We start from the raw sequence: 22236 nt of genomic DNA on the forward strand, positions 1-22236 counted from the left end.
GGCTCGGCTGGCGGGTAAGGGGGGCGGGCTGGCCATCGTGATCTCCTTGAACCCGCGCGTGATGGCACCTGGGGCACAGCCGCGCGATACAGACGAGGGTAGCGTAAAAATGCGCCTCGGCCCGCATCGTGCCGCTGCCGTCCCATACCACGGTAGTGCTGGTCCGGCGCATGCCCCGGCGCCATCTGTCGGCCGTAACGCAGCCATCACGAGCGCGTCGTCCGGCCGCACCATTGCCGCGGCGGCCTGCCCCGCGGAGTGCCGATGAAGCTCTATACTCATCCCGGTGCCAGCTCGCTTTCGGTCCACATCCTGCTCCGCGAGATCGGCGCACCGTTCGATTGCGAGGTGGTCAACGTCACGCGCAAGCAGCGCGCCGACGGGTCGGATTACCGCGCGGTTGCGCCACGCGGCATGGTGCCCCTGCTCGTCACCGACGAGGGCACCACGCTGACCGAGAACATGTTGATCGCGCAGTACCTGTGCGACCGCGCCGGGCGGACCGACCTCATGCCGGCGGCCGGCTCGCTGGCACGGCTGCGCGTGATGGAGTGGCAGAGCTTCGTCGCGGCCGAGCTGCACAAGAGCTTCGTCCCGCTCAACTGGCCGATCGACGAGGCGATGCGCCGGCTGGTGATGAAGCGCATCGAGGGCCGCCTCGGCATGGTCGAGGAAAGCCTGTCGCGGCGGAGCGAGGCCGGGCCTTACCTGACCGGCGCGACCTTTACCGCCGCGGATGTCTACTTCTTCGTGATCGCCAGCTGGACCGCTTTCTACGGTCTGCCGCTTACCGCATTCCCACACATCGCCGGCCTGCTCGAGGTGGTGGCGGATCGCCCCTCGGTCCGCGCCTCGGTCGCCGCCGAGGGCCGGGGCATGGTCAGCCTGCCGACGCCCCATCCCTGACTTTTTCCCTCAATCCTGCAGGATCTTGCACGATGACACACCGTCTCCTGATCGATGGCACTCTGGTCGATGGCGCGCAGGCCATGGACGTGATTGACCCGACCACGGCCGCGCCGTTTGCGCAGGCACCACGCGCAGATCGTGCACAGGCCGAGCAGGCCATCGCCGCGGCCAAGTGCGCGCAGGCGGCCTGGGCGGCGCTGGGCTATGACGGGCGGCGCCCCTATCTGGAGCGCTTTGCCCAAGCGATCACCGACAACCTCGATCGCATTGCCGAGACGCTCACCCGCGAGCGCGGCGGGCCGATCGCCGACTGCCGGTTCGAGGTGGGCCGCGCCCGCGATGCCATCGCCCATTTCGCGACCCAGCGCCTCGAGGATCGCGTCATCCGCCATACCGATGCCGAGCTGATCGTCGAACAGCGCTATGCGCAAGGCGTGGTCGTGGCGATCATGCCGTGGAACCGGCCGATGACGCTGCTGGCGTTCAAGCTGGGTCCGGCGCTGATCACCGGCAACACGGTCATCGCCAAGCCTGCACCCTCGACGCCGCTGTCCACGCTGATCCTGGGCGAGCTGGCGGCCGACATCTTCCCCGCCGGCGTGTTCCAGACGCTGGTAGACGCCAACGATCTCGGCCCGGTGCTGACCGGCCATCCCGATGTGGCGCACGTCAGCTTCACCGGTTCGACGCCGACCGGGCGCAAGGTCCTGGCCTCGGCCGCAGACACGCTCAAGCGCTTCACCCTCGAACTGGGTGGCAACGATGCCGCGATCGTGCTCGACGATGCCGACGTCGAGTGGACGGCCGACCGCATCTATGCCGCCGCGTTCATCAATGCGGGCCAGGTCTGCTATGCCACCAAGCGCGTCTATGCCCCGCGCGCACTGGCCGGCCCGCTCGCTTATGCGCTCGCGGCGCGCGCGGCCTCGGCGGTGCTGGGCGACGGCATGGACCCGGCCACCACGATGGGGCCGCTGCAGAACCGCATGCAGTTCGACAAGGTGCTGGAATTCATCGCCTCCGCGCGCGCCGAGGGCGGCACCTTCCTGACCGGTGGCGATCCCACCGGTGCGGGCTATTTCATCCGCCCGGCGATCGTCACCGACCTGCCCGGCACCGCGCGACTGGTACAGGAAGAGCAGTTCGGCCCGGTGCTTCCGGTACAGGTCTATGACGATCTCGACCACGCCATCGCTGAAGCGAACGCCAGCCCCTATGGCCTGGGTGGCACGATCTGGACCGGCAATGTCCAGCGCGGCATCGCGGTGGCCTCGCGCATCGACACCGGCACGATCTGGGTCAACCAGCACATGGCCCTGCCGCTCGACGTGCCGTTCGGTGGCGCCAAGCAATCGGGCATCGGCCTGCAAAACGGCGCCGAGGGCATGGAGGACATGACCCAGCTGCGAATCCTCAACGCCAGGTTGAGGTGAGTCGGAGGCGCCCACCGCCGTCGTGGGCTACCATACGGGGGTATGGCTGGGCGCAGTCCGCGTGCGCGGGCATGGTCGCGGCCTTGAGCCTGGCATGGTTTCGCTCGCCGTCGGGCCTTTCCTCGACCGACGGAACCGCGCCATGTCCACCTCGCCCATCGACCACATTCCGACTGCCCTCGACGCGGCGATCGACACGCGCGAGGAATTGCTCGGCATCCTCGCCGAGGCGGCGGAGATCGAGCACAACCTGATGTGCTGCTACCTCTATGCCGCGTTCAGCCTCAAGCAGGACGCGGACGAGGGCCTGTCCGACGACGAACTCGCCGCCGTGCGCCGCTGGCGCCGCACGATCATCGACGTGGCGGTCGAGGAGATGGCGCACCTCACCATGGTCGCCAACATCATGGCCGCGCTGGGCGGCACGCCGCATTTCGGGCGAGCCAACTTTCCGATCCCCGCCGGCTATCACCCCTCGGGCATCGTGGTGCGGCTGGCGCCGTTCACGCTCGACACGCTCGACCACTTCATCTTTCTCGAGCGCCCCGAAAGCGTGGCGCTGGCCGACGGCGCCGGGTTCGAGCCTGCCGCGCCCTATCGGCGTGGCCACGTGGCGGGACGCATCATGCCCGGCGCGTGGGACTACGACACGGTAGGGCAGCTCTATGCAGCCATTGCCCACGGGCTGGAGCGCATGGCCGACACCATCGGCGAGGCGGCGCTGTTCGTCGGTGATCCGGCGCGCCAGCTCGGCCGCGATGTCTCGAACTTGCGCGGCATCGCGCGCGTCCGCTGCCTGCGCACCGCGCAGGAGGCGATCGAGGCGATCATCGAACAGGGCGAAGGCGCGCCGGACAGCAGCGAGGTCTCGCACTTCGCCCGCTTCCGCGCCATTCGCGGCGAATACGAGGCGCTGCTCGCCGCCAACCCTGCCTTTACCCCTGCGCGCCCGGCGGCGCACAACCCGCTGATGCGCCCGCCGGTCTCGGCGAGCGCGGATCGCGTATGGGTCTGCGCCTCGCCGGCGGCGGAACTGCTCGATGTCGCCAATGCGGCCTACAACCAGATGCTGCGCCTGCTGCTGCAGGCCTATGCCGAAACGCGCGGCATCGCGGCACAGCGCGTGCTGGCCGATGCGGCGACGAGCCTGATGTACGCGATCTCGCCGCTGGCGAGCGAGCTGACGCGCCATCCCGCCGCCGATGGCGACGACAGCTGCACCGCCGGCATGAGCTTCGCCACGCTGCGCACCACGACCACGCTGCCGCCCGGGCCCGGCACCGACGCAATCCTGGTGGAGCGGCTCGGCGAAATCGCCCGCGCCTGCGCGGCGATCGGCGAGACCCTGCCGCGGCTAGCACCCGTCGCCGCGCAGGTCGACCGCATCGCCCGGCACTTGCGCGAAACGCTGGCGGATCTCTCAGCTACGGACGCTGCGCCGGTTTCCCCTGCGCCGGTCGCCGAGCCGCCGGCCCCGGCATTGCCCGATGCCGACGTGGCCGACGAGGACGGGTTCAGCGCCATCGAGGGCGAGGGGCTGACGCTGCTGTACAACGGAGAGCGCTGCATTCACGCGCGCCATTGCGTGCTGGGCCAGCCCGGAGTGTTCAAGGCCAACGAGCCAGGCGCGTGGATCGATCCCGACGGCGCGAGCACCGAGGCGCTGGTCACGGTCGCGCACATGTGCCCCTCGGGCGCGATCCGCTATCGCCGCAAGGATGGCGGGCCGAACGAGGCCACGCCGCCGATCAATCTGGCGCAGCTGCGCGAGAACGGGCCGATCGGCTTGCGCGGCGACTTGCGCATCGCCGGGCAGTCACCCGCCCTGCGCGCCACGCTGTGCCGCTGCGGCGCCTCGCGCAACAAGCCGTTCTGCGATGGTAGCCATACAGAGGCGGGCTTCATCGGTTCGGGCGAACCCGCCACGCGCCCCTCGTCGCCGCTGGTGCGTCGCAATGGCTCGGTGGACATCCTGCCCCTGCGCAACGGCCCGCTGCAGGTCGACGGCAACTTGGAAATCTGCGCGGGCACGGGCCGCACGGTCGACCGGATCACCTCGATCCGCCTGTGCCGCTGCGGCCAGTCCGCCGACAAGCCGTTCTGCGACAACAGCCACGAGCGCGTCGGCTTCATCGCCGACTGAGGCGCCGATCGCAGCAGGAACGCGGCGCGCTCAGTCCGGCAGCGTGCGCCGCAGCGCGTCGTGCCAGCCGGCCAGCAGCGTCTCGCGCTGGTCGGCGGCCATCGCCGGCTGCTGCGGTTCGCGACCGGTCCAGGTGCGGGCAAGATCGTCGAGGCCGTTCCACACACCGGTGGCGAGGCCGGCGTGGAACGCGGCGCCCATTGCGGTGGTCTCGAGGTTTTGCGGCCGCTCGACCGGGATCTGCAGCATGTCCGCCAGGAACTGGCACAGCCAGTCGTTGGCGGTCATCCCGCCGTCGACGCGCATGGCGGCGGGCGTGGTGCCGCTGTCCTTGGCCATCGCCTCGAGCAGGTCCCACGACTGGTAGGCGACCGCCTCGAGCGCGGCGCGCGCCAGGTGCGCGGGCGAGGTGTCGAGCGTCAGGCCATGGATCGCCGCGCGCGCATCGGGCCGCCAGTGCGGCGCGCCGAGGCCGACGAAGGCAGGCACCATGTAGACGCCGTGGTTGTCGGCAATGCGCGTCGCCATGTCGTTGGTCTGGCTGGCATGGGTGATGATGCCAAGCCCGTCGCGCAGCCACTTGACCGCCGCGCCCGCCACGAAGATCGACCCTTCGAGCGCATAGGTCGTGACGCCGTTGAGGCGATAGGCGGGTGTCGTCAGCAGGCGGCTGCGCGATACCGCGGCGCTGGTGCCGGTGTTCATCAGCATGAAGCAGCCGGTGCCGTAGGTCGACTTGGCCATGCCCGGCGCGAAGCAGGCCTGGCCGAACAGCGCGGACTGCTGGTCACCGACCAGCCCGGCGATCGGCAGCGACACCTCGAACAGGCCGGGCGCGGTGTGGCCGAACACGCCGCTGTTGTCGGTCACCTGCGGCAGGATCGCCATCGGCACGCGCAGCAGCGCGCAGAGGTCTTCGTCCCACTGCTGGCGGTGGATGTCGAACAGCAGGGTGCGGCCCGCATTGGTGGCGTCGGTGGCGTGGACCGCGCCGCCGGTCAGCCGCCACAGCAGGAAGCTGTCGATCGTCCCCATGGCGAGGCGACCGGCCTCGGCATCGGCGCGGGCACCGGGAACATGGTCGAGGATCCACGCCGCCTTGGTGCCCGAGAAATAGGGATCGAGCAGCAGGCCGGTGCGCGCACGGACCAGGTCCTCGTGGCCTTCGTCCTTGAGCGCCTGGCAGGTCGCGGCGGTGCGGCGGTCCTGCCAGACCACCGCGTTGTGGATCGGGGTGCCTGTCTCGCGGTCCCAGATCACCACGGTCTCGCGCTGGTTGGTGATGCCGATCCCGGCGATCGCGGATGCGCCCAGCCCGCTTTGCGCGATCGCCTCGCGCGCGGTTGCCAGGCAATCGCGCCAGATGTCCTCGGGATCATGCTCGACCCAGCCGGCCTGCGGATAGTACTGCGCGAATTCGCGCTGGCTGCTGGCAACCGCCCTCGCGGCGGCATCGAACACGATGCTGCGCGTCGAGGTCGTCCCCTGGTCGATCGCGAGGATATGGCGGGGCTGGGTCATGGTCCTCTCCCAAGTGGACTGGCTTGGCCGCCGGGTTCCGACATTGCCGCGCCGCCGTCAAACAAAAAGTGCGATTTCGAAGATTTGCGCAACGGATCGCGGGTGTGTTTGCGGCAGTTTGACAGAGATTGCCTGAAATGCTGCGCTTGGGGCAGGGGTGGAAGCGCGAAAAGGTTCGTATATTTGCGAATCGTCGCTATATGCAGCTGTGTCGAATCCGTATCCCAGGGGTTGCCATGTCCATCGATCCGTTCGTTTCCGCAGTCCAGAACGCGCCTGATGACGGCCAAACCGACGTCGTCGACCTGCTGATCGTGGGCGGCGGGATCAACGGCACCGGCATCGCGCGCGACGCGGCCGGGCGCGGTCTGTCGGTGCTGCTGGTCGAACAGGACGATCTGGCCGCGCACACCTCGTCGGCCAGTACCAAGCTCATTCACGGCGGGCTGCGCTATCTCGAATATGGCGAGTTCCGGCTGGTGCGCGAGGCGCTGATGGAGCGCGAGCGGCTCTGGGCGATGGCGCCGCACATCATTTGGCCGCTGCGCTTCGTGCTGCCGCAGGCGGGCAGTCCGCGCCCGGCATGGATGGTGCGCCTCGGCCTGTTCCTCTACGACCACATCGGCGGCCGCAAGCGCCTGCCCGCGACGCGCGGGATCGACCTTGGCCGCCATGCGGCGGGCAATGGGCTCGCCCCCGGCGCCAAGGGCCGCGCCTTCGTCTATTCCGACTGCTGGGTCGAGGACAGCCGGCTGGTGGTGCTCAACGCGATGGACGCGCGTGCGCGCGGAGCGCAGGTGCACACCCGCACGCGGCTGGTCAACGCCCATCGCGACGGCGCGCTGTGGCACGCGACGATCGTCGACCGTCATGGCCAGACGCGGGCGGTGCGCGCGCGCGGTCTCGTCAACACCGCCGGCCCGTGGGTTGCCGAAGTGCTTGGCCGCATCGCCGGTGCGCCGCAGGACCGTGCCATGCGGCTGGTGCAGGGCAGCCATATCGTGCTGCCCAAGCTTTATGAAGGCGACCATGCCTTCCTGTTCCAGAACGCCGATCGCCGGGTGATCTTCGCCATCCCCTACGAGCGGGACTTCACACTGGTCGGCACCACCGACGAGGTGTGGGACCAGCCGCCGGGCCGCGCGCAGATCAGCGCCAAGGAAACCGCCTATCTGCTCGACGTGGTCCGCGCGCATTTCGCCCGCCCGGTTGCCGAGGCGGACATCGTCTGGACCTATTCGGGCATTCGTCCACTCTACGACGACAAGGCCGAAAACGCCTCGGCGGTGACGCGCGACTACGTGCTCGATCTCGACCAGCGCGAGGGGCAGGCACCTCTGCTCAGCGTGTTCGGCGGCAAGATTACCACCTATCGCAAGCTCGCCGAGCACGCCCTCGAAAAGCTGGTGCCGTTCTACACGCAGGCGAGCGGGGCCTGGACCGGCGGCGCGAAGCTGCCCGGCGGCGACTTTCCGGCTGAAGGGTTCGATGCGCTGGTCGATGCCCTGGCGGCCGAGCGCCCCGAACTGCCGCGCGACCTGCTGGCGCGCTGGGCGCGCGCCTATGGCACCAGGGCGCGCAGCGTGTTCGGCAGCGCGCGCACGATCGAACAGCTGGGCGAGCATTTCGGCGCAGACCTCTATGCGGCGGAACTGGCCTACCTCGCGCGCGAGGAATGGGCCATGCGCGCCGAGGACGTCGTCGCACGGCGCACCAAGCTGCTGCTGCGGCTGTCGCCCGATGCCGTGGCGCGGGTCGACGACTGGCTGGCCGCGCATCACGCGGGCGATCGCTGATGGCCGACCTTGCCGCGATGCGGCACATCAACCTGATCGAATACCTCAAGGGCGTGCGCTTTGCCGGGGTCGAGGAGCTCGCCAGCGTGCTCGGCGTGACGCAGCAGACGATCCGCAAGGATCTCGACCTGCTCGCCGGGCAGCGGCAGCTGACGCGCGTGCGCGGCGGGGCCATGCTCGAATCGCGGCTCGACAATATCGGCCACGCAGCGCGCCGGGCGATGGCGGCGGCGGCCAAGGATGCGATCGGGCGCCGAGCGGCGGCGCTCGTGCCCGACAACGCCTCGTTGTTCCTCAACATCGGCACCACGACCGAGGCGGTGGCGCGCGCGTTGCTCGATCACGATCACCTGCTGGTGGTGACCAACAATCTCAACGTGGCCGACATCCTCGGCGCCAAGAGCGGGATCGAGGTGATCGTGGCGGGCGGGCGCCTGCGCAGTGCAGACCGCGCCGTGGTGGGCGCCCTGACGGTCGACTTCATCCGGGGCTTCAAGGTCGATTACGCAGTAATCGGCACCAGCGCGCTCGATGACGAGGGCGACCTGCTCGATTTCGACATCAACGAGGTCAAGGTCAGCCAGACGATCATCGCGCAGGCCCGCCGCGTCATGCTGGTGGCCGACGCCACCAAGTTCGAGCGCCAGGCCCCGGCGCGGATCGGGTCACTGTCGGATGTCGACATCTTCGTGACCGACACGATGCCCGATGCTCGCCGTGCCGCGTTTGCCGAGCGCCACGGCGTGGACATCGTGCTGGCGGGCTGAAGCGGCCCCGATCTCAGGTCGCGGGCTTGCCGGCGAAAAAGCGCTGGGCGATTTCCTGCGACAGCCGCACCGGGCGATGCGTGATCGAATCGATGCAGCACCAGCTGCTCTTGACCTCGGCGAGGATGTCGTCGCCGCGGCGGATCAGCGTGGTGAAGAAGGCGCGCGCGCCGACCAGCCGCTCGGCGATGCTTTCCGCCACGATGCCATCCCCCAGGAAGGCCGGGCGGCGATAGGTGATCTCGTGCTTGAGCGCGACCCACAGGTGTTCGCGGACCGCCTCGACCGGGGCGAACCGCTCCCAGTGGGCGATCACCGCGTTCTGCACCCACTTGAGGTAAACAGCGTTGTTGACGTGGCCCATGTGGTCGATCTCGTCGGTCTCGACCTGGATCGGGTGGGCATGGGTATGCGTGCCCTGCTCGGGGGTGGTATCGGTATCGGAAATGGGCTGCGCGCCAGACTCGCCTTGCATTGACCTCGTCCTGCATTGACGGAAGCCGCATCCTACGACATATTGTCAACGATGACAATAGAGGCTGCCTCCGGGCGTCGGCGGCGGCGAACGCCTGATGTTCTGCGCCAAGAAGCGCTCGACGCCGCGCACCGCGTGCTGGTGCAGGGCGGCCCTGCGGCGGTCACGCTCCAGGCCATCGCCGGTGAGATGAACCTGGCGCATGGCACGCTCACGCATCACTTCGGCACGATCGCCAATCTCCAGGCGATGCTGGTCGATCGACTGGTCGCCGAGATCCTCGACGCGGTGCGCACGGGCGTGTCGGACCTGCGCCGCGGCCTGATCGACGAGGTCGCCCTGATCGACATGATCTTCGACCGGTTCGAGGAATCGGGCGCGGGGCGGCTGTTCGGCTGGCTGGCGGCGCAGCGCGATCCCCACCTCGCCAGTCTCTTCGCGCAGTTTCGCAGCCTGCTCGTCGATCTGGAAGCGCCGGCGCGCGGACGCGCCGTGCTGGGTGCGGCCGAATTGCCCGGGGTGATCGCGCGCATCGTCAATGCCGCCTTCGCCGCCTCGCTGATCGGTGATCCGCTTGGCGCCGCGCTCGGCCTGCCCGCGCGCTTCACCCGCGACGGGCTCGCGGCGGACCTGCGCGCCGAGCGCCGCATGGCGCGCCCTCCGCGCATCGTGCGCAGCTGACGCAGCCCTCTGTCGCGCCAAAATCGAAGCTTCGTTCCGATACTTACGGGCCGTTAACCCTGATTCGCTATCGCCGTCGCCGATAACGCTGAAGGTTGACGGAATGCGTCGAGAGGTGATGTCGGGCCGCAAGGCCGCCCCGCTGCCGTATGATACGGATCCGCTCTTCGCCGACGCGGTCGCCCGCGCGGGAATCGGCGCCTGGTCCTGCGATGTCGCCTGCGGCACCCTCTCCTGGACCCCGGGGGTCTATCACCTCTTCGGCCTCTCGCCCGCTGAGCGGCTCGATCGCCGTGAAATCGTCGCGCTGTACGACGAGGAATCCCGTTTGCGGATGGAGCGCCTGCGGGCCTGGGCGATCGCGACCGGGCAACCCTTCGCCATGGAAGCGCAGATCGTGCGGCATGACGGCGAACGGCGCTGGATGCGCCTGACCACCGACGTCGTGCGCAAGGGCGGCCGGGTCGTGCGGCTGCATGGCATCAAGCAGGACATTACCGAGGACCGTCACAGGCTCGAGACCTTGCGCCGACAGGCGGAGCACGACGCCCTGACGGGGCTTGCCAACCGCAGTGTCTTCGAGACCCGTTTTCTGGCTGCTCCTGCTGCCGATCCGCGCCTCGGGCCGCTCGCCGCGCTGATCCTCATCGATCTGGACGACTTCAAGCAGGTGAACGATCGGCTCGGCCACATGGCCGGAGACGCCTGTCTGCGCGTGGCCGCCGAACGGATGACGCACATGTTCCCCGATGCCATGCTCATGGCCCGCATCGGCGGGGACGAGTTCGCCATCCTGGTCCGCGCCGGAATGGCGCCGGCCTCGATCCGGGCGCGAGCCGAGGCACTGGTGGCGGAATTGTGCCGCCCCGTGCCGCGGGGCGATGCATGGGTGCCGCTCGGCGCGTCGGCAGGGCTCGCCTTCATCGACGATCCGCTGCGCTGCGATCCCGAAGTGCTGTTCGCCAGCGCCGATGCGGCGCTCTATGCCGCCAAGGCGGCGGGACGCGGTTCGCTGGTCACGCGCTCCGCATCGAGTATGCGCGCCGACGATCCCGCAGGCGAATTCCCGGGCATGCCCACGCTGGGCTAGCCGCGCCGCAGGGGCGCTGCGTTGCCCGCTTGAAGTCCTTGAACCTCCCCCTTTGGGCAGTGCTCGTGTCCGCTTGCCAAGTGCGTCCTCGTAAGGCAAATAATGGTAGCGCTACAAACTTGGTAACGTCCGTGCACGGCTGATATTCAAATGGAGCTGCACGAACGCCGACCGCGCAAGCAGTTTGCAAGCGGCCAACACCCGGAAAAAGGGTGATACCGCTATCATGAGAGGATATCCGAATGCGCAGGTTCCTGACCGCTCGTCTGCTCGCCCTGGCCTGTTCGCCGCTCGCGCTCGCCACCCCGCAGCTGGGCGCGGCGCAGGCGGCACCTGGCGCGGCGGCCACGCCAGCCAATGCAACCCCGGTCGCCACGTCCGCCCAGACGCTCGAGGCGCCGGGCCTCAGCGTCTTCGTCGAGCACAACCAGTTCAGCCCGATCTTCTTCGACGAAAAGAATGCCGGCATCCAGATGGTGCTGCACGGCGAGCGCATCGCCACCGACGGGCAGGTGCGCCTCAACCCCACGCCCGAGCAGTGGGACCCGGTGCCGACCTTCGGCAAGCGCACGATGGATGCTGCCAGCGGGACGATCGCCGTCACCTCGAGCTATCCGCAGGCCAAACTCGCCTACACGATGAAGGTGACGCCCGAGCCGGGGGGCTTTCGCGTTTCGGTCGATCTCGATGCGCCGCTGCCGGCCGAGCTGGTCGGCAAGGCCGGGTTCAACCTCGATTTCCTGCCGACTGCCTATTTCGGCAAGACCTGGCTGATGGGCGAAACGCCGGGCCTGTTCCCGCGCAACGCCGCCGGGCCGATGAAGGCCGACGGCAGCGGCGATCCCGAGCCAATCGCGGCCGGCGCCACCAGCGTGACGCTTTCGCCCGAAGATCCGCTGACGCGCGTGACGATCACCTCGGATGCACCGCTCGCGCTGTATGACGCGCGCAACCGGGCGCAGAACGGCTGGTTCGTGGTACGCTCGCTGATCGCCGCCGGCGCGCAAAAGGACGCGGTAGTCTGGCACGTGAAGCCCGCTACGATCCCCGGCTGGACCCGCGCGCCCGTCGTCTCGTTCAACCAGGCCGGCTACACCCCGTTGCGCAGCAAGGTCGCGATGATCGAGCTCGACCCTGCCTTCGCCGCGCCCGCCGAGGCCACGCTGGTCAAGCTGACCGCGCAGGGCGAGCAGGAAGTTCTGCGCAGCGCCGTCCAGCCCAAGGGCAAGTTCCTGCGCTACAATTACGCCGCGTTCGATTTCACCAGCTTGCGCGAGCCGGGCCTCTACGCGATCCGCTACGCCGGGCAGATCACCAACCCGTTCCCGATCGCAGCCGATGCCTATGCGCGTATCTGGCAGCCCTCGCTCGACACGTTCCTGCCGGTGCAGATGGACCACGTCACGGTGCGCGAGCAGTACCGCGTTTGGCAGCGCGATTCGCACCGTGACGATGCGCGCCAGGCGCCGCCCAACATCACGCACTTCGATGGCTATCGCATGGGGGCCAATCTCGATTCACCGTTCAAGGCGGGCGAGCACATCCCCGGTCTCGCGGTCGGCGGCTTCCAGGACGCGGGCGACTACGACATCCAGACCCCGCAGAACGCGCAAGTGGTGCGCGACCTGGTCTGGGCGCGCGAGCTGTTCGGGCTGGACTGGGACCAGACCAGCGTGGACGAGAGCCAGCGGCTGGTCGAGATCCGCAAGCCCGACGGCGCACCCGACGCGCTGCAGCAGATCCGCCACGGCGCCTTGCAGCTGGTCGCGCAGTACAAGGTCTTTGGCCACAGCATCGTCGGCATCATCGACCCCGAGGTGCGCCAGTACGCGCATCTCGGCGATGCCGGCTCGCAGACCGACGGCCATGTCTATGATCCCGCGCTGGCGGCGGGCACGATCGCACAGGATCGCTCGGGCACGCCCGACGATCGCTGGGCTTTCACCACCGATTATCCCGCCAACGATCTGGCCGTCGCCGGCGGGCTCGCCGCCGCCAGCCGCGCGCTCGCCGGCTTCGACGATGCCTTGTCGGCCGAGGCGCTGACCATCGCCAAGGCGCTCTGGGCCAAGGCGCAGGGCGAGACGAAGAACGGCAGCGACGGGCGCGACGACGGTGGCTATGCGCCGCAATACCTGACCGTGGCCAAGGCGGCCGCGACCGTGGAGATGATCCTCACCACCAAGGGCGATCCGCTGTACGTCGCGCGCCTGAAGGCGTTGCTGCCCGGCACCGCGCCTGCGTTCGAGCGCATTGGCGGGGTGATCGTGCGCGCACTGCCCTATCTCGATGCCGCCACGCAAAAGAAGGTCGAGGCCATGGTCCGCGCCAGCGTGCCCAAGCTGGAGGCGATGGGCAGCGGCAATCCGTTCGGCGTGCCGATCGCGATGGGCTCGTGGGCCGGCTCGGGCGAGGTTGCCAGCTTCGGCACCACGATGTACCTGATGCACCAGGCCTACCCCAAGCTGGTCGGGGCCGAGCCGACGCTGCGCGCGCTCGACTACATGCTGGGTCGTCACCCGGCGAACAACCTCTCGCTGGTCTCGGCAGTCGGCGGTCGGTCAAAGCTCATGGGCTATGGCCACAACCGGGCCGACTTCGGCTTCATCGCCGGTGGCATGGTGCCGGGCGTGATCGTCATCAAGCCCGACTATCCCGAGCTCAAGGCCGACTGGCCGTTCCTGTGGTTCGAGAACGAATACACGGTGAGCACGACCGCGTCGTACATCCTGGCCGCCCGCGCGGCCGCAGCCGTGGCGGGTGAGAAGTAAGGGGCTTGGCGGGGAGGATCGCAAGGTCCTCCCCGCCCCGTGGCAAGTAGGTAGCGCGCTACCTCAGGCAGCGCGCAAGTAGGCCAGGCACATGCGGCCCAGTTCGCGCTTGAGGTCGCGCCAGTCGTAGTCGTGGACCGATTCCCCGGTCGAGCCGAGGCTCAGCTGGCGCGCGAGCGTCGCGAAGATGATGTGGTAGGACGACAGCGCCTTGCGCTCCGGATCGTCGCCCGCGATCTCGTCGCGGAAGGCCATCATGGCCTCGGTGCCCTGGCTCGCGGCGCGCATGGCGTGGGCCTTGCCGGGGCCGGAGACGAGCGGATCACTGGCGGCCCGCTGCATGCTGAGGCGCAGCAACGGGGCATTGATGCGCAGCACTTCGGCATAGCTTTCGACATAGCGCGGCACGAAATCGCCGAGCGACGTGCATTGCGGCGTCAGTGCGGCCAGCATGGTGGTTTCCTCGGCGCTGATCGCGTCGAGCGCGTCGGCGATGACCGCGCGCACCAGATTGTCCTTGCTCTCGAAGCGCAGGTAGATCGACCCTATCGAGACGTTGCCGCGCTGGCTCACATCCTGCAGGGTGAAATCCTCGTTGCCCCGCTCGAGCATGAGTTCGCGCGCGGCAGCGAGCATGCGTTCGAGCGAGGCCTTGCTGCGGCCCTGTTGCGGCTTGCGGCTGACGTCTTCGACCGCAAGCGATGCGGATTTTTTGGGTTTGGCTGCAGTTTTGGCGGGCATGGACCAGAATAGACGCCACTAAAACGGGAACGTCAATTCTATTTACTGCGTTTGCGAAACGGGCAGCGGGTGCAGGCGGCGGAGAGATGCTGCCACCGCCCCGATCGCCAGCGCCAGCGCGGCAACGCCGGCGACGAAGAACGCGCCCTGCATCGTGCCGGTGCGGCCCGCGATCATCCCCACCACGATCGGCGAAACCGCCTGGCCAAGGAAGAACGCACTCGTCCACAGGCCCATTCCGCGCCCGCGATGCGCGAAGCCGAATTGCGACTGCGCCCAGGCGATCAGCGTGGGCACGGCCATGCCGGCCGCGGTCTGCTGCACGATCAGCGCAAGCTGCAGCTGCAGCACGTCGCGCGCGAGGCCGATGCCGCCGAGGCCCACCGCGAACAGCAGCATGAACACCGCGATCTGCGTCGCGCTCGAATAGCGCGAGACGACACGGAACAGCGCGGCGCCGGCCATGACGAACATCGAGGGCCAGAACGTGGCGCGGCTGACTGCCATCGGATCGCGCACGCCGATCTCGGCCCATGCCAGGCTGCCATTGACGATGAACACGTAGTAGATCAGCCCGGTGACGAACGTCAGCGCCGCCACGCCCAGCGCCGCCGCGAGCGGGAAGGGGCCGTCGGACGCGCTCGTCGGTGCGCGAACCGACGCGGTCGCCGGGTCAGCCACGCCCGGCTTCTTCGGCTCGAACGTGGTGAAGTACATCGCGACGAAAATCGGCAAGGCAACGAGATAGACCAGGAAACCCGCATTCCAGCGGATCGCGGCAACCGCGCTGACCCCGATCAGCACCGCGCCCTGCAGCGCCGGCCCGATCACGCCCTGCGCCATCAGCCAGTTACGCCGGCCCGCGTCGTCCCAGTAGTCGGCGATGAGCGTGTTGACGATGGTCAGGATGCCCGCCTCGCACACGCCAAGGAGCACGCGGCTGACGATGATCGGGGTGAGATCCTCGAGAAAGAACGGCGCACTGCCGACCACGCCATAAGCTAGCGTGCAGGCGAGCAGCAGCCGCCGACGCCCGAAGCGGTCTACCGCGAGGCCCGCGAAGGGCGCGAGGATAGCAATGGCATAGCCCGGCGCCGTCACCATCGCGGGCACGAGGATCGCGGCGTTCGGCACATCGTGGAAATGACCGATGAGCGAGGCGACCACCGGGAACATGGCGATGATCGCGAAGATGGGCAGGAATCCGGCGACGACCATGGTCGCGCCCTGGGGCTTGAGCGTCAGCGACGCATAGAATTCGCGCAGGCGGTTCATGGTTTCTCCCGTGGACCTGCTGCCCCTGTCAGGACGCGGCCCCTCTTTGTCTGGCCTCGCCGTAGCAAAATAGAATTAAGGTTACAATACAGCGCGGCATAGCGTCTCTTGCCAGTGCGGCAGTTTGAATTAGAACCGCGTTCGCAAATGGGAGGTGGCGATGACGGACCGGCGCAATGCAATGAAGTTTCTGGGGCTCGGCACGTGCGTCGCAGCGCTTCCGGGTGCCGGCTCTGCTCTGGCGGCCAGCCCGCGCGCCGGTGCCTCACCCGTCACGCCGCCGGGCAGCACGTGCGCCGCAACCGGGGACCTGCACTGGGCGCGGGGCATCGAAGGCCAGCGCAAGGCCGACCTCGGCAACGGCTCGTACCTCAACCCGATCCTGCCGGGCGACTATCCCGATCCTTCTGTGCTCAAGGACGGCGACGACTACTACATGACGCATTCCTCGTTCGACGGGGCGCCGGGTCTGCTGATCTGGCACTCGCGCGACCTGGTGAACTGGCGCCCGCTCGGCCCGGCGCTGGCCCGCCCGCTGGGGACGGGGTTCGCGGTCGACATCGCCAAGGTCGACGGTCGCTATTTCATCTACATCCCGTTCATGAAGGCGCCATGGTCGCCGCCGCTGAAAAGCTTCGCCAACATCTTCGTGATCCATGCCCCCTCGATGGAAGGCCCATGGAGCGATCCGATCGACCTGGGCATCGGCGGGTTGATCGACCCCGGCCACGTGGTCGGCGAGGACGGGCACCGCTACCTGTTCTTGAACGAGGGCAAGCGGGTGCGTCTGACCGCCGATGGCCTCGCCACCGCGGGCCCGGTCGAAACCGCCTACGAGGCCTGGCGCTACCCCGACGACTGGATCACCGAGGCCTGGTCGCCCGAAGGCCCCAAGCTGTTCCGCCGCGGCGAATGGTTCTACCTGGTCAACGCCGTGGGCGGGACCGGCGGCCCGGCGACCGGGCACATGGTGGTTGCCGCGCGCTCGCGCTCGATCAACGGGCCGTGGCAGCATTGCCCGCACAATCCGATCGTGCGCTCGACGTCGAGCAGCGAACGCTGGTGGTCGCGGGGGCACGCCACGTGCGTGGAGGGGCCGGGCGGGCAGTGGTACATGGTCTACCACGGGTTCGAGAACGGCTATGCGACACTCGGCCGCCAAACCCTGCTTGAACCGATCCGCTGGACCGACGATGGCTGGTTCGAGGCGACCGGCGGGGATCTCTCGCGCCCGCTGGCAAAGCCGCGCAACGGCACCGCCGTACCCCACGGCATGCCGCATTCCGACGACTTCGCCACGCTGCGCCTCGGCACATTGTGGTCGCTCTATGCCAGCACCCCCGACGAGGCGAGGCGCGTGCACGTCGCCGATGGCGCGCTGGTGCTCGAGGCCAAGGGCTCCAGTCCGGCGGACTCGTCGCCGCTGACGCAGCAGGTGGGCGACCGCGCGTACGAGGTGACGGTGGAGGTCGATCTCGAGGACGGTGCCACGGGCGGGCTGTTGCTGTTCTTCGATGACCGGCTCTATCTTGGCATGGGCATCGATGGCACGCGCATGATCTCGTACCGCGGCGGCAAGACCGCCTATTGGCAGGAGCCCGCCCCGCCGGCCAGGCGCATGGTCCTGCGCATCACCTGCATCGACCAGATCGCGACGTTCTATTACAGCCTCGATGGCAAGGCCTGGACCCGCCACGGGGTGCGCAGCGAAGTCTCGGGCTATAACGCCAATACCGTGGACGACCTTCTCAGCCTGCGTCCCGGGCTATTCGCCGCCGGCAAGGGCCGGGTGAAGTTCCGCCAGTTCCGCTATCGCGCGCTGGGCTGAGTTCCTCGAAATTACCGGACGGCGTGGACCAGTTCCACGCCGCCCGGGAGTCTGGATCCGGCTCCGGTCGGGATCGGGTTCTCGACCATCGACAGATTGAAGCCAGGGACCTTAGGCCGCGGGCGCCGGCTCGGCGGTGTAGCGCGGGGCGGGCGTGGCATGGGCCAGGTTGCGCGCAATCGTGCGGCGCTGCGCCTCGTAGGCATCCCACATCGCGCCGTCCTGCAGCGGCGGGATAGTCACGACCTCGCCCATGTCCAGCCCGGCGAGCGCGGCGTCGACCATGGCCTCGGCCGGCATGGTCTGCGGGCTGTTGGCATAGTCGCCATAGCCGGCGATGCCCCAGAATTCGGTGGCGGTGCCGCCGGGCAGCACGGCCTGGACGCGCACGCCCTTGTCGGCCAGCTCGTGCTGGAGCGACTGGGTGAAGGCCAGCACGAAGGCCTTGGTGCCGCCGTAGACGCCGTTGAGGATTTCGGGCCCGATCGCCACGATCGAGGAGATGTTGATGATCGTGCCCTGGCCGCGTTCGGCAAAGCCCGATGCCGCGGCATACGTCAGGCGCATCAGCGCGGTGACGTTGATCGCGACCATCTCGTCCATGCGCGCGACGTCCGAGGCGATCAGCGGCATGACGCTGCCGAAGCCGGCGTTGTTGACGAGGGTGTCGATCGCGACATCCTCGCGCAGCACCTGCTCGACGCGGGCGAGGTCGTCGGCCTGGCCGAGATCGGCGGTGATGATCTCGACGCTGCGACCGGTTTCGGCAGTAATGCGGTCGGCCACCGCCTGGAGGCGGTCGGCGGTGCGCGCCACGAGGACGAGGTCATGGCCACGGCGGGCAAGGCGATCGGCGTAGATCGCACCGATGCCGCTCGATGCGCCGGTAATGAGAGCCTTGGACATGGCGGATTTCCTTTGTTCGAAAAGGGAGGGTTGCGGCGGTCAGGCCAGGGTGATGGCGTCGAGGTCGATCGAGACGACCAGCGGCTGCGCCATCGGCTGGCCATCGGGCTGGCGCGGGAAGATGCGGCGGCGCGTGGGGAAGGCGATGCCCTGCACGGTCACATAGTCCGAGATCAGGTGCGCACCCGCCGTGTTGCCGGCGATCTCCACGTCGTAATCATGGCGGCGCAGCAGGTTGTCGGCGCCGACATAGAGCGTCTGCACCGTGCTGTGCGTGGCGATGTCCGCCGGGAACGTCACCTTCAGCCGGCGCCAGGTCTCGCCATCGGCGTCCCACGGCTCCAGCTCTTCGGTCTCGACGCCGGGGTGGGCGAGCAGGAACGGCATGGTGAGATAGGTCCACATCGCCAGCCCCGCGAAGTAGGCGAGTTGCGCCTCGCTCCACGGCGTCTCCAGCGTATGCCCGGCGAACGAGGCGCGCGGGTCGGGCAGGCTGTCGAGCACGGTGCCGTCGGCAGCGTGCAGTTCGACCAGGCCGGGCGTGAACAGCGTGCGCCGCTGGTCGGCGCCGAAGGGGGCGTGCGAGGCCTTTTCCTGAGTCAGGTCGATGGTGACGGTCGTGTCGTCGAGCAGGCCGGCCTGGCCCTTGAGACCCCACAGCGCGCCGCCCTGGACGAGGTGGGCGCTGAGCGTCGAAAACTGGCGCCAGCGGTCGAGGCCGCCGTGCGCGTCGATGATCGCGGTGGCAAGTTCGGTCATGGGGTGTCTCCCGGTCGTGGCTGGTTTGCGGCCGGATCAGCCGTCGAGGAACTGGCGCAGGTGGGCGAGGAACGTCGCCGGATGCTGGAAATGCGGGGCGTGGCCGGCATCGGGATAGATGATGAGCTGCGCGTCCGGCAGGTTCTGCTGCAGATGGAACGAGTTGATCGTCGGCAGCATGACGTCGAGCGTGCCGTTGGCGACGAAGGTCGGCACGGTGATCGCGGCGAGGTCGGCGAAGCGCTCGCCATGCGGCACGGCCCATTCGCGCCCGGCGGCGACCTGCGCCATGACGGTTTCCATGCCGCTCGGCGGGTCGACGTCTTCGGTGCGTTCGTGGCGGCGCTGCCAGAAGGCGTGGGCTGCGGCGCGTCCGGTGTCGGAGTGGCCGAAGAACAGCCAGGCGAAACCTTCCTCGCCGGCGCTGCCGGTCGCGCGCTTCGACACTTCGGCCTGGTAGGGCGAAGGCTCGCCGCCGCGCGGACTGGTGCCGACCAGCACGAGACGCCGGATGCGCTCGACATGGCGCATGGCATAGGCCTGCGCCACCATGCCCCCCATCGAGAATCCGAGCAGGTCGAACCGGTCGAGGCCAAGGGCATCGACGAATTCCGCGATGCAGTCGGCCATGCCCTCGATCGTGGTGGGCGTCTTGCCGGTGGAGGCGCCGACGCCGGCGTTGTCGACCAGGATGACCTCGCGGTCGCGGGCCAGGCCGTCGGTGAGCAGTGGATCCCAATGGTCGAGGCCACCGGTGAAATGCTGCAGCAGCACGATCGGAAGGCCCTTGCCCGCGCCGAACCGGCGGTAGGCATAGGAAGTCTCGCCCACCACCACATGCTGGGTAGGGGCCGTGTTGTGGGTGTGCATGATGTTTCTCCTGCGTTATGCCAAGGTGGCGCAGGGGACGGCGGCTTTCGATACCCACTCTGGTAGGGGTAGGATGGGCCTCGATATGGGGCCACGCGCGGCCACGCAGGATTCGCAGGGGAATTGGGTGGAAGAGTTGACCAGCGGGCAGGGGCCCGATGGACAGGAGCCCGATGGACAGGGGCCCGATGCCGCGATTGCGCGGCGGGCCGTTGTCCGCAGCGTGCTGGCAGCCTTGCTGGCGATCGGGATCTTCGCGCTGGATACGCTGGCGCCGATCGACGGCGGCTTCGCTATACTCTACCTCGGCGTCCTCGTCCTTGCATCAGGCAGCACGCGGCGCACCTGGGCCTGGGGCGTGCTGTGCGGGATGCTGGCGATCGCGTCCTGGGTGATCGTCCACTTCGGCGGGCGCGATGCCGGCAGCCTGATCCGGCTCGGCTTCGAACTGCTGGCGATCTGGCTGACGCAGGCGCTGCTGGCGCAGCGGCAGGCGGTCCATGCCGTGCAGACGCAGCTGGCGGAGAGCCAGGCGGAAATGGTGACCTTCGCGGACTCCGTGCCGCACATGCTCTGGCGGTCGACCGCGAAGGGCGAATGGGACTTCCTCAATCGCCGCTTCACCGAGATCACCGGCGTCCCGATCGAGGAAGGCATCGCGCGCCAGACCTGGCGCCAATGCGTCCACCCCGACGATATCGGCCCCTTGCGCGAGCGGCTTGAGCGGTCGCAGGTGACGGGCGAAGACGTCTCCGGCCAGGTTCGCCTGCGCATGCAGGACGGCAGCTATCGCTGGATGTCGATGGCGCGGCGCGCCGTGCGCTCCCCCGTCACCGGCGAGATCATCCGCTTCTACGGCGGCGCCTTCGACATTCACGAGGAAGTGCTGGCCCAGCAGAAGGTGCGTGAACTGCTCGAGACGATGGAGCAGCGCGTGGAAGAGCGCACACGGGCCCTCCTCAGCACCGAGGCGCGCTACGCCAGCCTGTTCGATGTCGGCAACATCAGTTTCGCCGAGATGGATTTCTCGGGCACGTTGCCGATCCTCGCCCGCCTGCGCGAGGAAGGCGTGACCGACCTTGTCGCGCACTTGCGCGACCACCCCGACCTTTGCCGCGAATGCCTCGGCCTGATCCGGACCACGCGCGTCAACCGTGCGTTGGCCCGGCTGATGGGCTATGCTGACCTCGCCGAACTGGCCGCCAACCCACCGGCGGACAATGCCGAGGATGGCGAGGCGGTCCTGCTGCGCCAGCTCGACATGGCCTTCACCGGCAAGGACCACATCGACGGCGAGACCATGCTGACCGGCAAGGATGGCCAGCGCATCCCCGTCTACTACACCGTCAACCGCCTGGCCGACGGGCTGCACGTGTCCAGCATCCTGAACATGACCGAGCAGGCGCGCATCGCCGAGCTGCATCGCGCGGCGCAGGACGAGCTGGCGCGGGCCAACCGCGTGGCCACGATCGGCGCCTATTCGGCGACCCTGGCGCACGAGCTCAACCAGCCGATCGCCTCGATGGTCATGGACGTGCAGACCACGCTGCGCTGGCTCCGCGCGCCCGCGCCCGACATTGCCGCGGCATTGCGCGCGGTGGAGCGGCTGACGCGCACCGTCGATCGCATCAGCGGCATCGTCGCACGCACCCGCGACAGCCTGACCGCGCATCGCCGCCGTCCCGAGCCATTCGACCTCGGAGCGCTGGCGGCCGAAACCTGCGAGCTGTTGCGCCCGGCAGCGGGGCGCATGGGGGCCGCGATCGATCTTGCCTGCGCGCCCGGCCTGCCCGAGGTAACGGCGGACCCGATCGAGCTGCAGCAGGTGCTGGTCAACCTCGTGACCAACGCGGTCGAGGCCATGGCGGGTGGGCCGGCGCCGCGACGCGTCACGCTCGTGCTGATGGCCGGCGACACCGGCGTCCGTGTCGAGGTGCGCGACACCGGGCCAGGCATTCCCGACGATCAGCTCGCCCGTCTGTTCGAGCCGTTCTACACCACCAAGGCGGCCGGCATGGGGCTGGGGCTGCAGGTGTGCCGCAACGTGGTCGAGGGCATGGGCAGCACGCTCGAGGCCGGGAACCGGCCCGAGGGCGGCGCGGTGTTTGCCTTTACGCTGCGCCAGGCCGATCCCTAGGGCCTGAAAGCGCTGCTCCCGGCCGGATCGACGGCGGGGCACACGCGGATATGGGCGCTCCGCAACCATCGTATAGGTCGTTCGGCCGGCGGGACTGTGGTCAACACGGTGGCGATGCACCGCGCGCTCCGGCG

Annotated in this window: 17 protein-coding genes; 10 read left to right on the forward strand and 7 right to left on the reverse strand. The window is 68.7% G+C overall.

All coding sequences use genetic code 11. The features are described 5' to 3' along the window. Nucleotides 1-264: 264 nt before the first annotated feature. The 3 genes from V7Q48_RS16195 (at nt 265) to V7Q48_RS16205 (ending at nt 4485) form a co-directional block, all read left to right on the forward strand. The gene (locus V7Q48_RS16195; protein WP_333839691.1) at nt 265-906 is read left to right on the forward strand and encodes a glutathione S-transferase N-terminal domain-containing protein; all 642 of its coding nucleotides are present in this window, start codon (nt 265-267) and stop codon (nt 904-906) included. A 32-nt stretch (nt 907-938) separates the two neighbouring features. Continuing rightward, nucleotides 939-2342, forward strand: coding sequence for an aldehyde dehydrogenase family protein (locus V7Q48_RS16200; RefSeq protein WP_333839693.1), 1404 nt, complete (start codon nt 939-941; stop codon nt 2340-2342). Between the two features lie 142 nt (nt 2343-2484). Then, complete coding sequence (locus V7Q48_RS16205; protein ID WP_333839695.1) at nt 2485-4485, forward strand: ferritin-like domain-containing protein; 2001 nt, start codon at nt 2485-2487, stop codon at nt 4483-4485. 30 nt (nt 4486-4515) lie between these two features. Here the strand turns inward: V7Q48_RS16205 and glpK are convergent, their stop codons facing one another. Next, the gene (glpK, locus tag V7Q48_RS16210) at nt 4516-6006 is read right to left on the reverse strand and encodes a glycerol kinase GlpK (RefSeq protein WP_333839697.1); all 1491 of its coding nucleotides are present in this window, start codon (nt 6004-6006) and stop codon (nt 4516-4518) included. A gap of 236 nt (nt 6007-6242) precedes the next feature. Between glpK and glpD the strand changes: the two genes are divergently transcribed. Together glpD and V7Q48_RS16220 are read left to right on the forward strand one after the other, a co-directional pair. Further along, nucleotides 6243-7802, forward strand: a complete 1560-nt coding sequence (gene glpD / locus V7Q48_RS16215; RefSeq protein WP_333839699.1) for a glycerol-3-phosphate dehydrogenase — start codon at nt 6243-6245, stop codon at nt 7800-7802. Beyond that, nucleotides 7802-8569 (forward strand): DeoR/GlpR family DNA-binding transcription regulator, encoded by a 768-nt coding sequence (locus tag V7Q48_RS16220; RefSeq protein ID WP_333839701.1) that lies wholly within the window; start codon nt 7802-7804, stop codon nt 8567-8569. The genes glpD and V7Q48_RS16220 overlap by 1 nt, the downstream gene beginning before the upstream one ends. Before the next feature lie 13 nt (nt 8570-8582). Here V7Q48_RS16220 and V7Q48_RS16225 read toward each other — a convergent pair whose 3' ends face one another. Beyond that, nucleotides 8583-9044 (reverse strand): acyl-CoA thioesterase, encoded by a 462-nt coding sequence (locus V7Q48_RS16225; protein ID WP_333839703.1) that lies wholly within the window; start codon nt 9042-9044, stop codon nt 8583-8585. A 51-nt stretch (nt 9045-9095) separates the two neighbouring features. Between V7Q48_RS16225 and V7Q48_RS16230 the strand changes: the two genes are divergently transcribed. From V7Q48_RS16230 to V7Q48_RS16240, 3 genes are all read left to right on the forward strand, one after another. Then, entirely contained in the window at nt 9096-9725 is a 630-nt protein-coding gene (locus tag V7Q48_RS16230) for a TetR/AcrR family transcriptional regulator (RefSeq protein ID WP_333839705.1), read from the forward strand. A 103-nt stretch (nt 9726-9828) separates the two neighbouring features. Continuing rightward, complete coding sequence (locus V7Q48_RS16235) at nt 9829-10815, forward strand: diguanylate cyclase domain-containing protein (protein WP_333839707.1); 987 nt, start codon at nt 9829-9831, stop codon at nt 10813-10815. Between the two features lie 242 nt (nt 10816-11057). After that, nucleotides 11058-13586 carry a glycoside hydrolase family 9 protein gene (locus V7Q48_RS16240; RefSeq protein WP_333839709.1) on the forward strand — a complete coding sequence of 843 codons (2529 nt, stop codon included), beginning with the start codon at nt 11058-11060 and terminating at the stop codon, nt 13584-13586. A gap of 63 nt (nt 13587-13649) precedes the next feature. Here the strand turns inward: V7Q48_RS16240 and V7Q48_RS16245 are convergent, their stop codons facing one another. Continuing rightward, nucleotides 13650-14327 carry a TetR/AcrR family transcriptional regulator gene (locus V7Q48_RS16245; protein ID WP_333839711.1) on the reverse strand — a complete coding sequence of 226 codons (678 nt, stop codon included), beginning with the start codon at nt 14325-14327 and terminating at the stop codon, nt 13650-13652. A 42-nt stretch (nt 14328-14369) separates the two neighbouring features. Next, a complete protein-coding gene (locus V7Q48_RS16250) occupies nt 14370-15602 on the reverse strand; it encodes an MFS transporter (RefSeq protein ID WP_333839713.1) in 1233 nt (410 codons plus the stop codon). A 181-nt stretch (nt 15603-15783) separates the two neighbouring features. Here V7Q48_RS16250 and V7Q48_RS16255 point away from each other — a divergent pair, with 181 nt between their 5' ends. Next, a complete protein-coding gene (locus V7Q48_RS16255) occupies nt 15784-17430 on the forward strand; it encodes a family 43 glycosylhydrolase (protein WP_333839715.1) in 1647 nt (548 codons plus the stop codon). Between the two features lie 111 nt (nt 17431-17541). Here V7Q48_RS16255 and V7Q48_RS16260 read toward each other — a convergent pair whose 3' ends face one another. The 3 genes from V7Q48_RS16260 to V7Q48_RS16270 are packed head-to-tail and all read right to left on the reverse strand — an operon-like array spanning nt 17542 to nt 19965. Beyond that, entirely contained in the window at nt 17542-18336 is a 795-nt protein-coding gene (locus V7Q48_RS16260) for an SDR family NAD(P)-dependent oxidoreductase (protein WP_333839717.1), read from the reverse strand. Between the two features lie 39 nt (nt 18337-18375). Then, on the reverse strand, nt 18376-19095 hold the full coding sequence (locus V7Q48_RS16265; protein ID WP_333839719.1) for a hypothetical protein: 720 nt from the start codon (nt 19093-19095) through the stop codon (nt 18376-18378). Nucleotides 19096-19131: 36 nt separating this feature from the next. Next, a complete protein-coding gene (locus tag V7Q48_RS16270) occupies nt 19132-19965 on the reverse strand; it encodes an alpha/beta fold hydrolase (protein ID WP_333839721.1) in 834 nt (277 codons plus the stop codon). 127 nt (nt 19966-20092) lie between these two features. On the opposite strand from V7Q48_RS16270, the gene V7Q48_RS16275 reads away from it, so the two are divergent. Further along, a complete protein-coding gene (locus tag V7Q48_RS16275) occupies nt 20093-22102 on the forward strand; it encodes a PAS domain-containing sensor histidine kinase (protein WP_333839723.1) in 2010 nt (669 codons plus the stop codon). Nucleotides 22103-22236 lie beyond the last annotated feature (134 nt).

This window comes from Novosphingobium sp. (assembly GCF_036803765.1).
GTDB lineage: Bacteria > Pseudomonadota > Alphaproteobacteria > Sphingomonadales > Sphingomonadaceae > Novosphingobium.

Excerpts from the sequence above, each read along its gene's own strand:
- V7Q48_RS16195 (WP_333839691.1), top strand. The coding sequence starts at position 265 with ATGAAGCTCTATACTCATCCCGGTGCCAGCTCGCTTTCGGTCCACATC.
- V7Q48_RS16200 (WP_333839693.1), top strand. The coding sequence starts at position 939 with ATGACACACCGTCTCCTGATCGATGGCACTCTGGTCGATGGCGCGCAG.
- V7Q48_RS16205 (WP_333839695.1), top strand. The coding sequence starts at position 2,485 with ATGTCCACCTCGCCCATCGACCACATTCCGACTGCCCTCGACGCGGCG.
- glpK (WP_333839697.1), bottom strand. The coding sequence starts at position 6,006 with ATGACCCAGCCCCGCCATATCCTCGCGATCGACCAGGGGACGACCTCG.
- glpD (WP_333839699.1), top strand. The coding sequence starts at position 6,243 with ATGTCCATCGATCCGTTCGTTTCCGCAGTCCAGAACGCGCCTGATGAC.
- V7Q48_RS16220 (WP_333839701.1), top strand. The coding sequence starts at position 7,802 with ATGGCCGACCTTGCCGCGATGCGGCACATCAACCTGATCGAATACCTC.
- V7Q48_RS16225 (WP_333839703.1), bottom strand. The coding sequence starts at position 9,044 with ATGCAAGGCGAGTCTGGCGCGCAGCCCATTTCCGATACCGATACCACC.
- V7Q48_RS16230 (WP_333839705.1), top strand. The coding sequence starts at position 9,096 with ATGACAATAGAGGCTGCCTCCGGGCGTCGGCGGCGGCGAACGCCTGAT.
- V7Q48_RS16235 (WP_333839707.1), top strand. The coding sequence starts at position 9,829 with ATGCGTCGAGAGGTGATGTCGGGCCGCAAGGCCGCCCCGCTGCCGTAT.
- V7Q48_RS16240 (WP_333839709.1), top strand. The coding sequence starts at position 11,058 with ATGCGCAGGTTCCTGACCGCTCGTCTGCTCGCCCTGGCCTGTTCGCCG.
- V7Q48_RS16245 (WP_333839711.1), bottom strand. The coding sequence starts at position 14,327 with ATGCCCGCCAAAACTGCAGCCAAACCCAAAAAATCCGCATCGCTTGCG.
- V7Q48_RS16250 (WP_333839713.1), bottom strand. The coding sequence starts at position 15,602 with ATGAACCGCCTGCGCGAATTCTATGCGTCGCTGACGCTCAAGCCCCAG.
- V7Q48_RS16255 (WP_333839715.1), top strand. The coding sequence starts at position 15,784 with ATGAAGTTTCTGGGGCTCGGCACGTGCGTCGCAGCGCTTCCGGGTGCC.
- V7Q48_RS16260 (WP_333839717.1), bottom strand. The coding sequence starts at position 18,336 with ATGTCCAAGGCTCTCATTACCGGCGCATCGAGCGGCATCGGTGCGATC.
- V7Q48_RS16265 (WP_333839719.1), bottom strand. The coding sequence starts at position 19,095 with ATGACCGAACTTGCCACCGCGATCATCGACGCGCACGGCGGCCTCGAC.
- V7Q48_RS16270 (WP_333839721.1), bottom strand. The coding sequence starts at position 19,965 with ATGCACACCCACAACACGGCCCCTACCCAGCATGTGGTGGTGGGCGAG.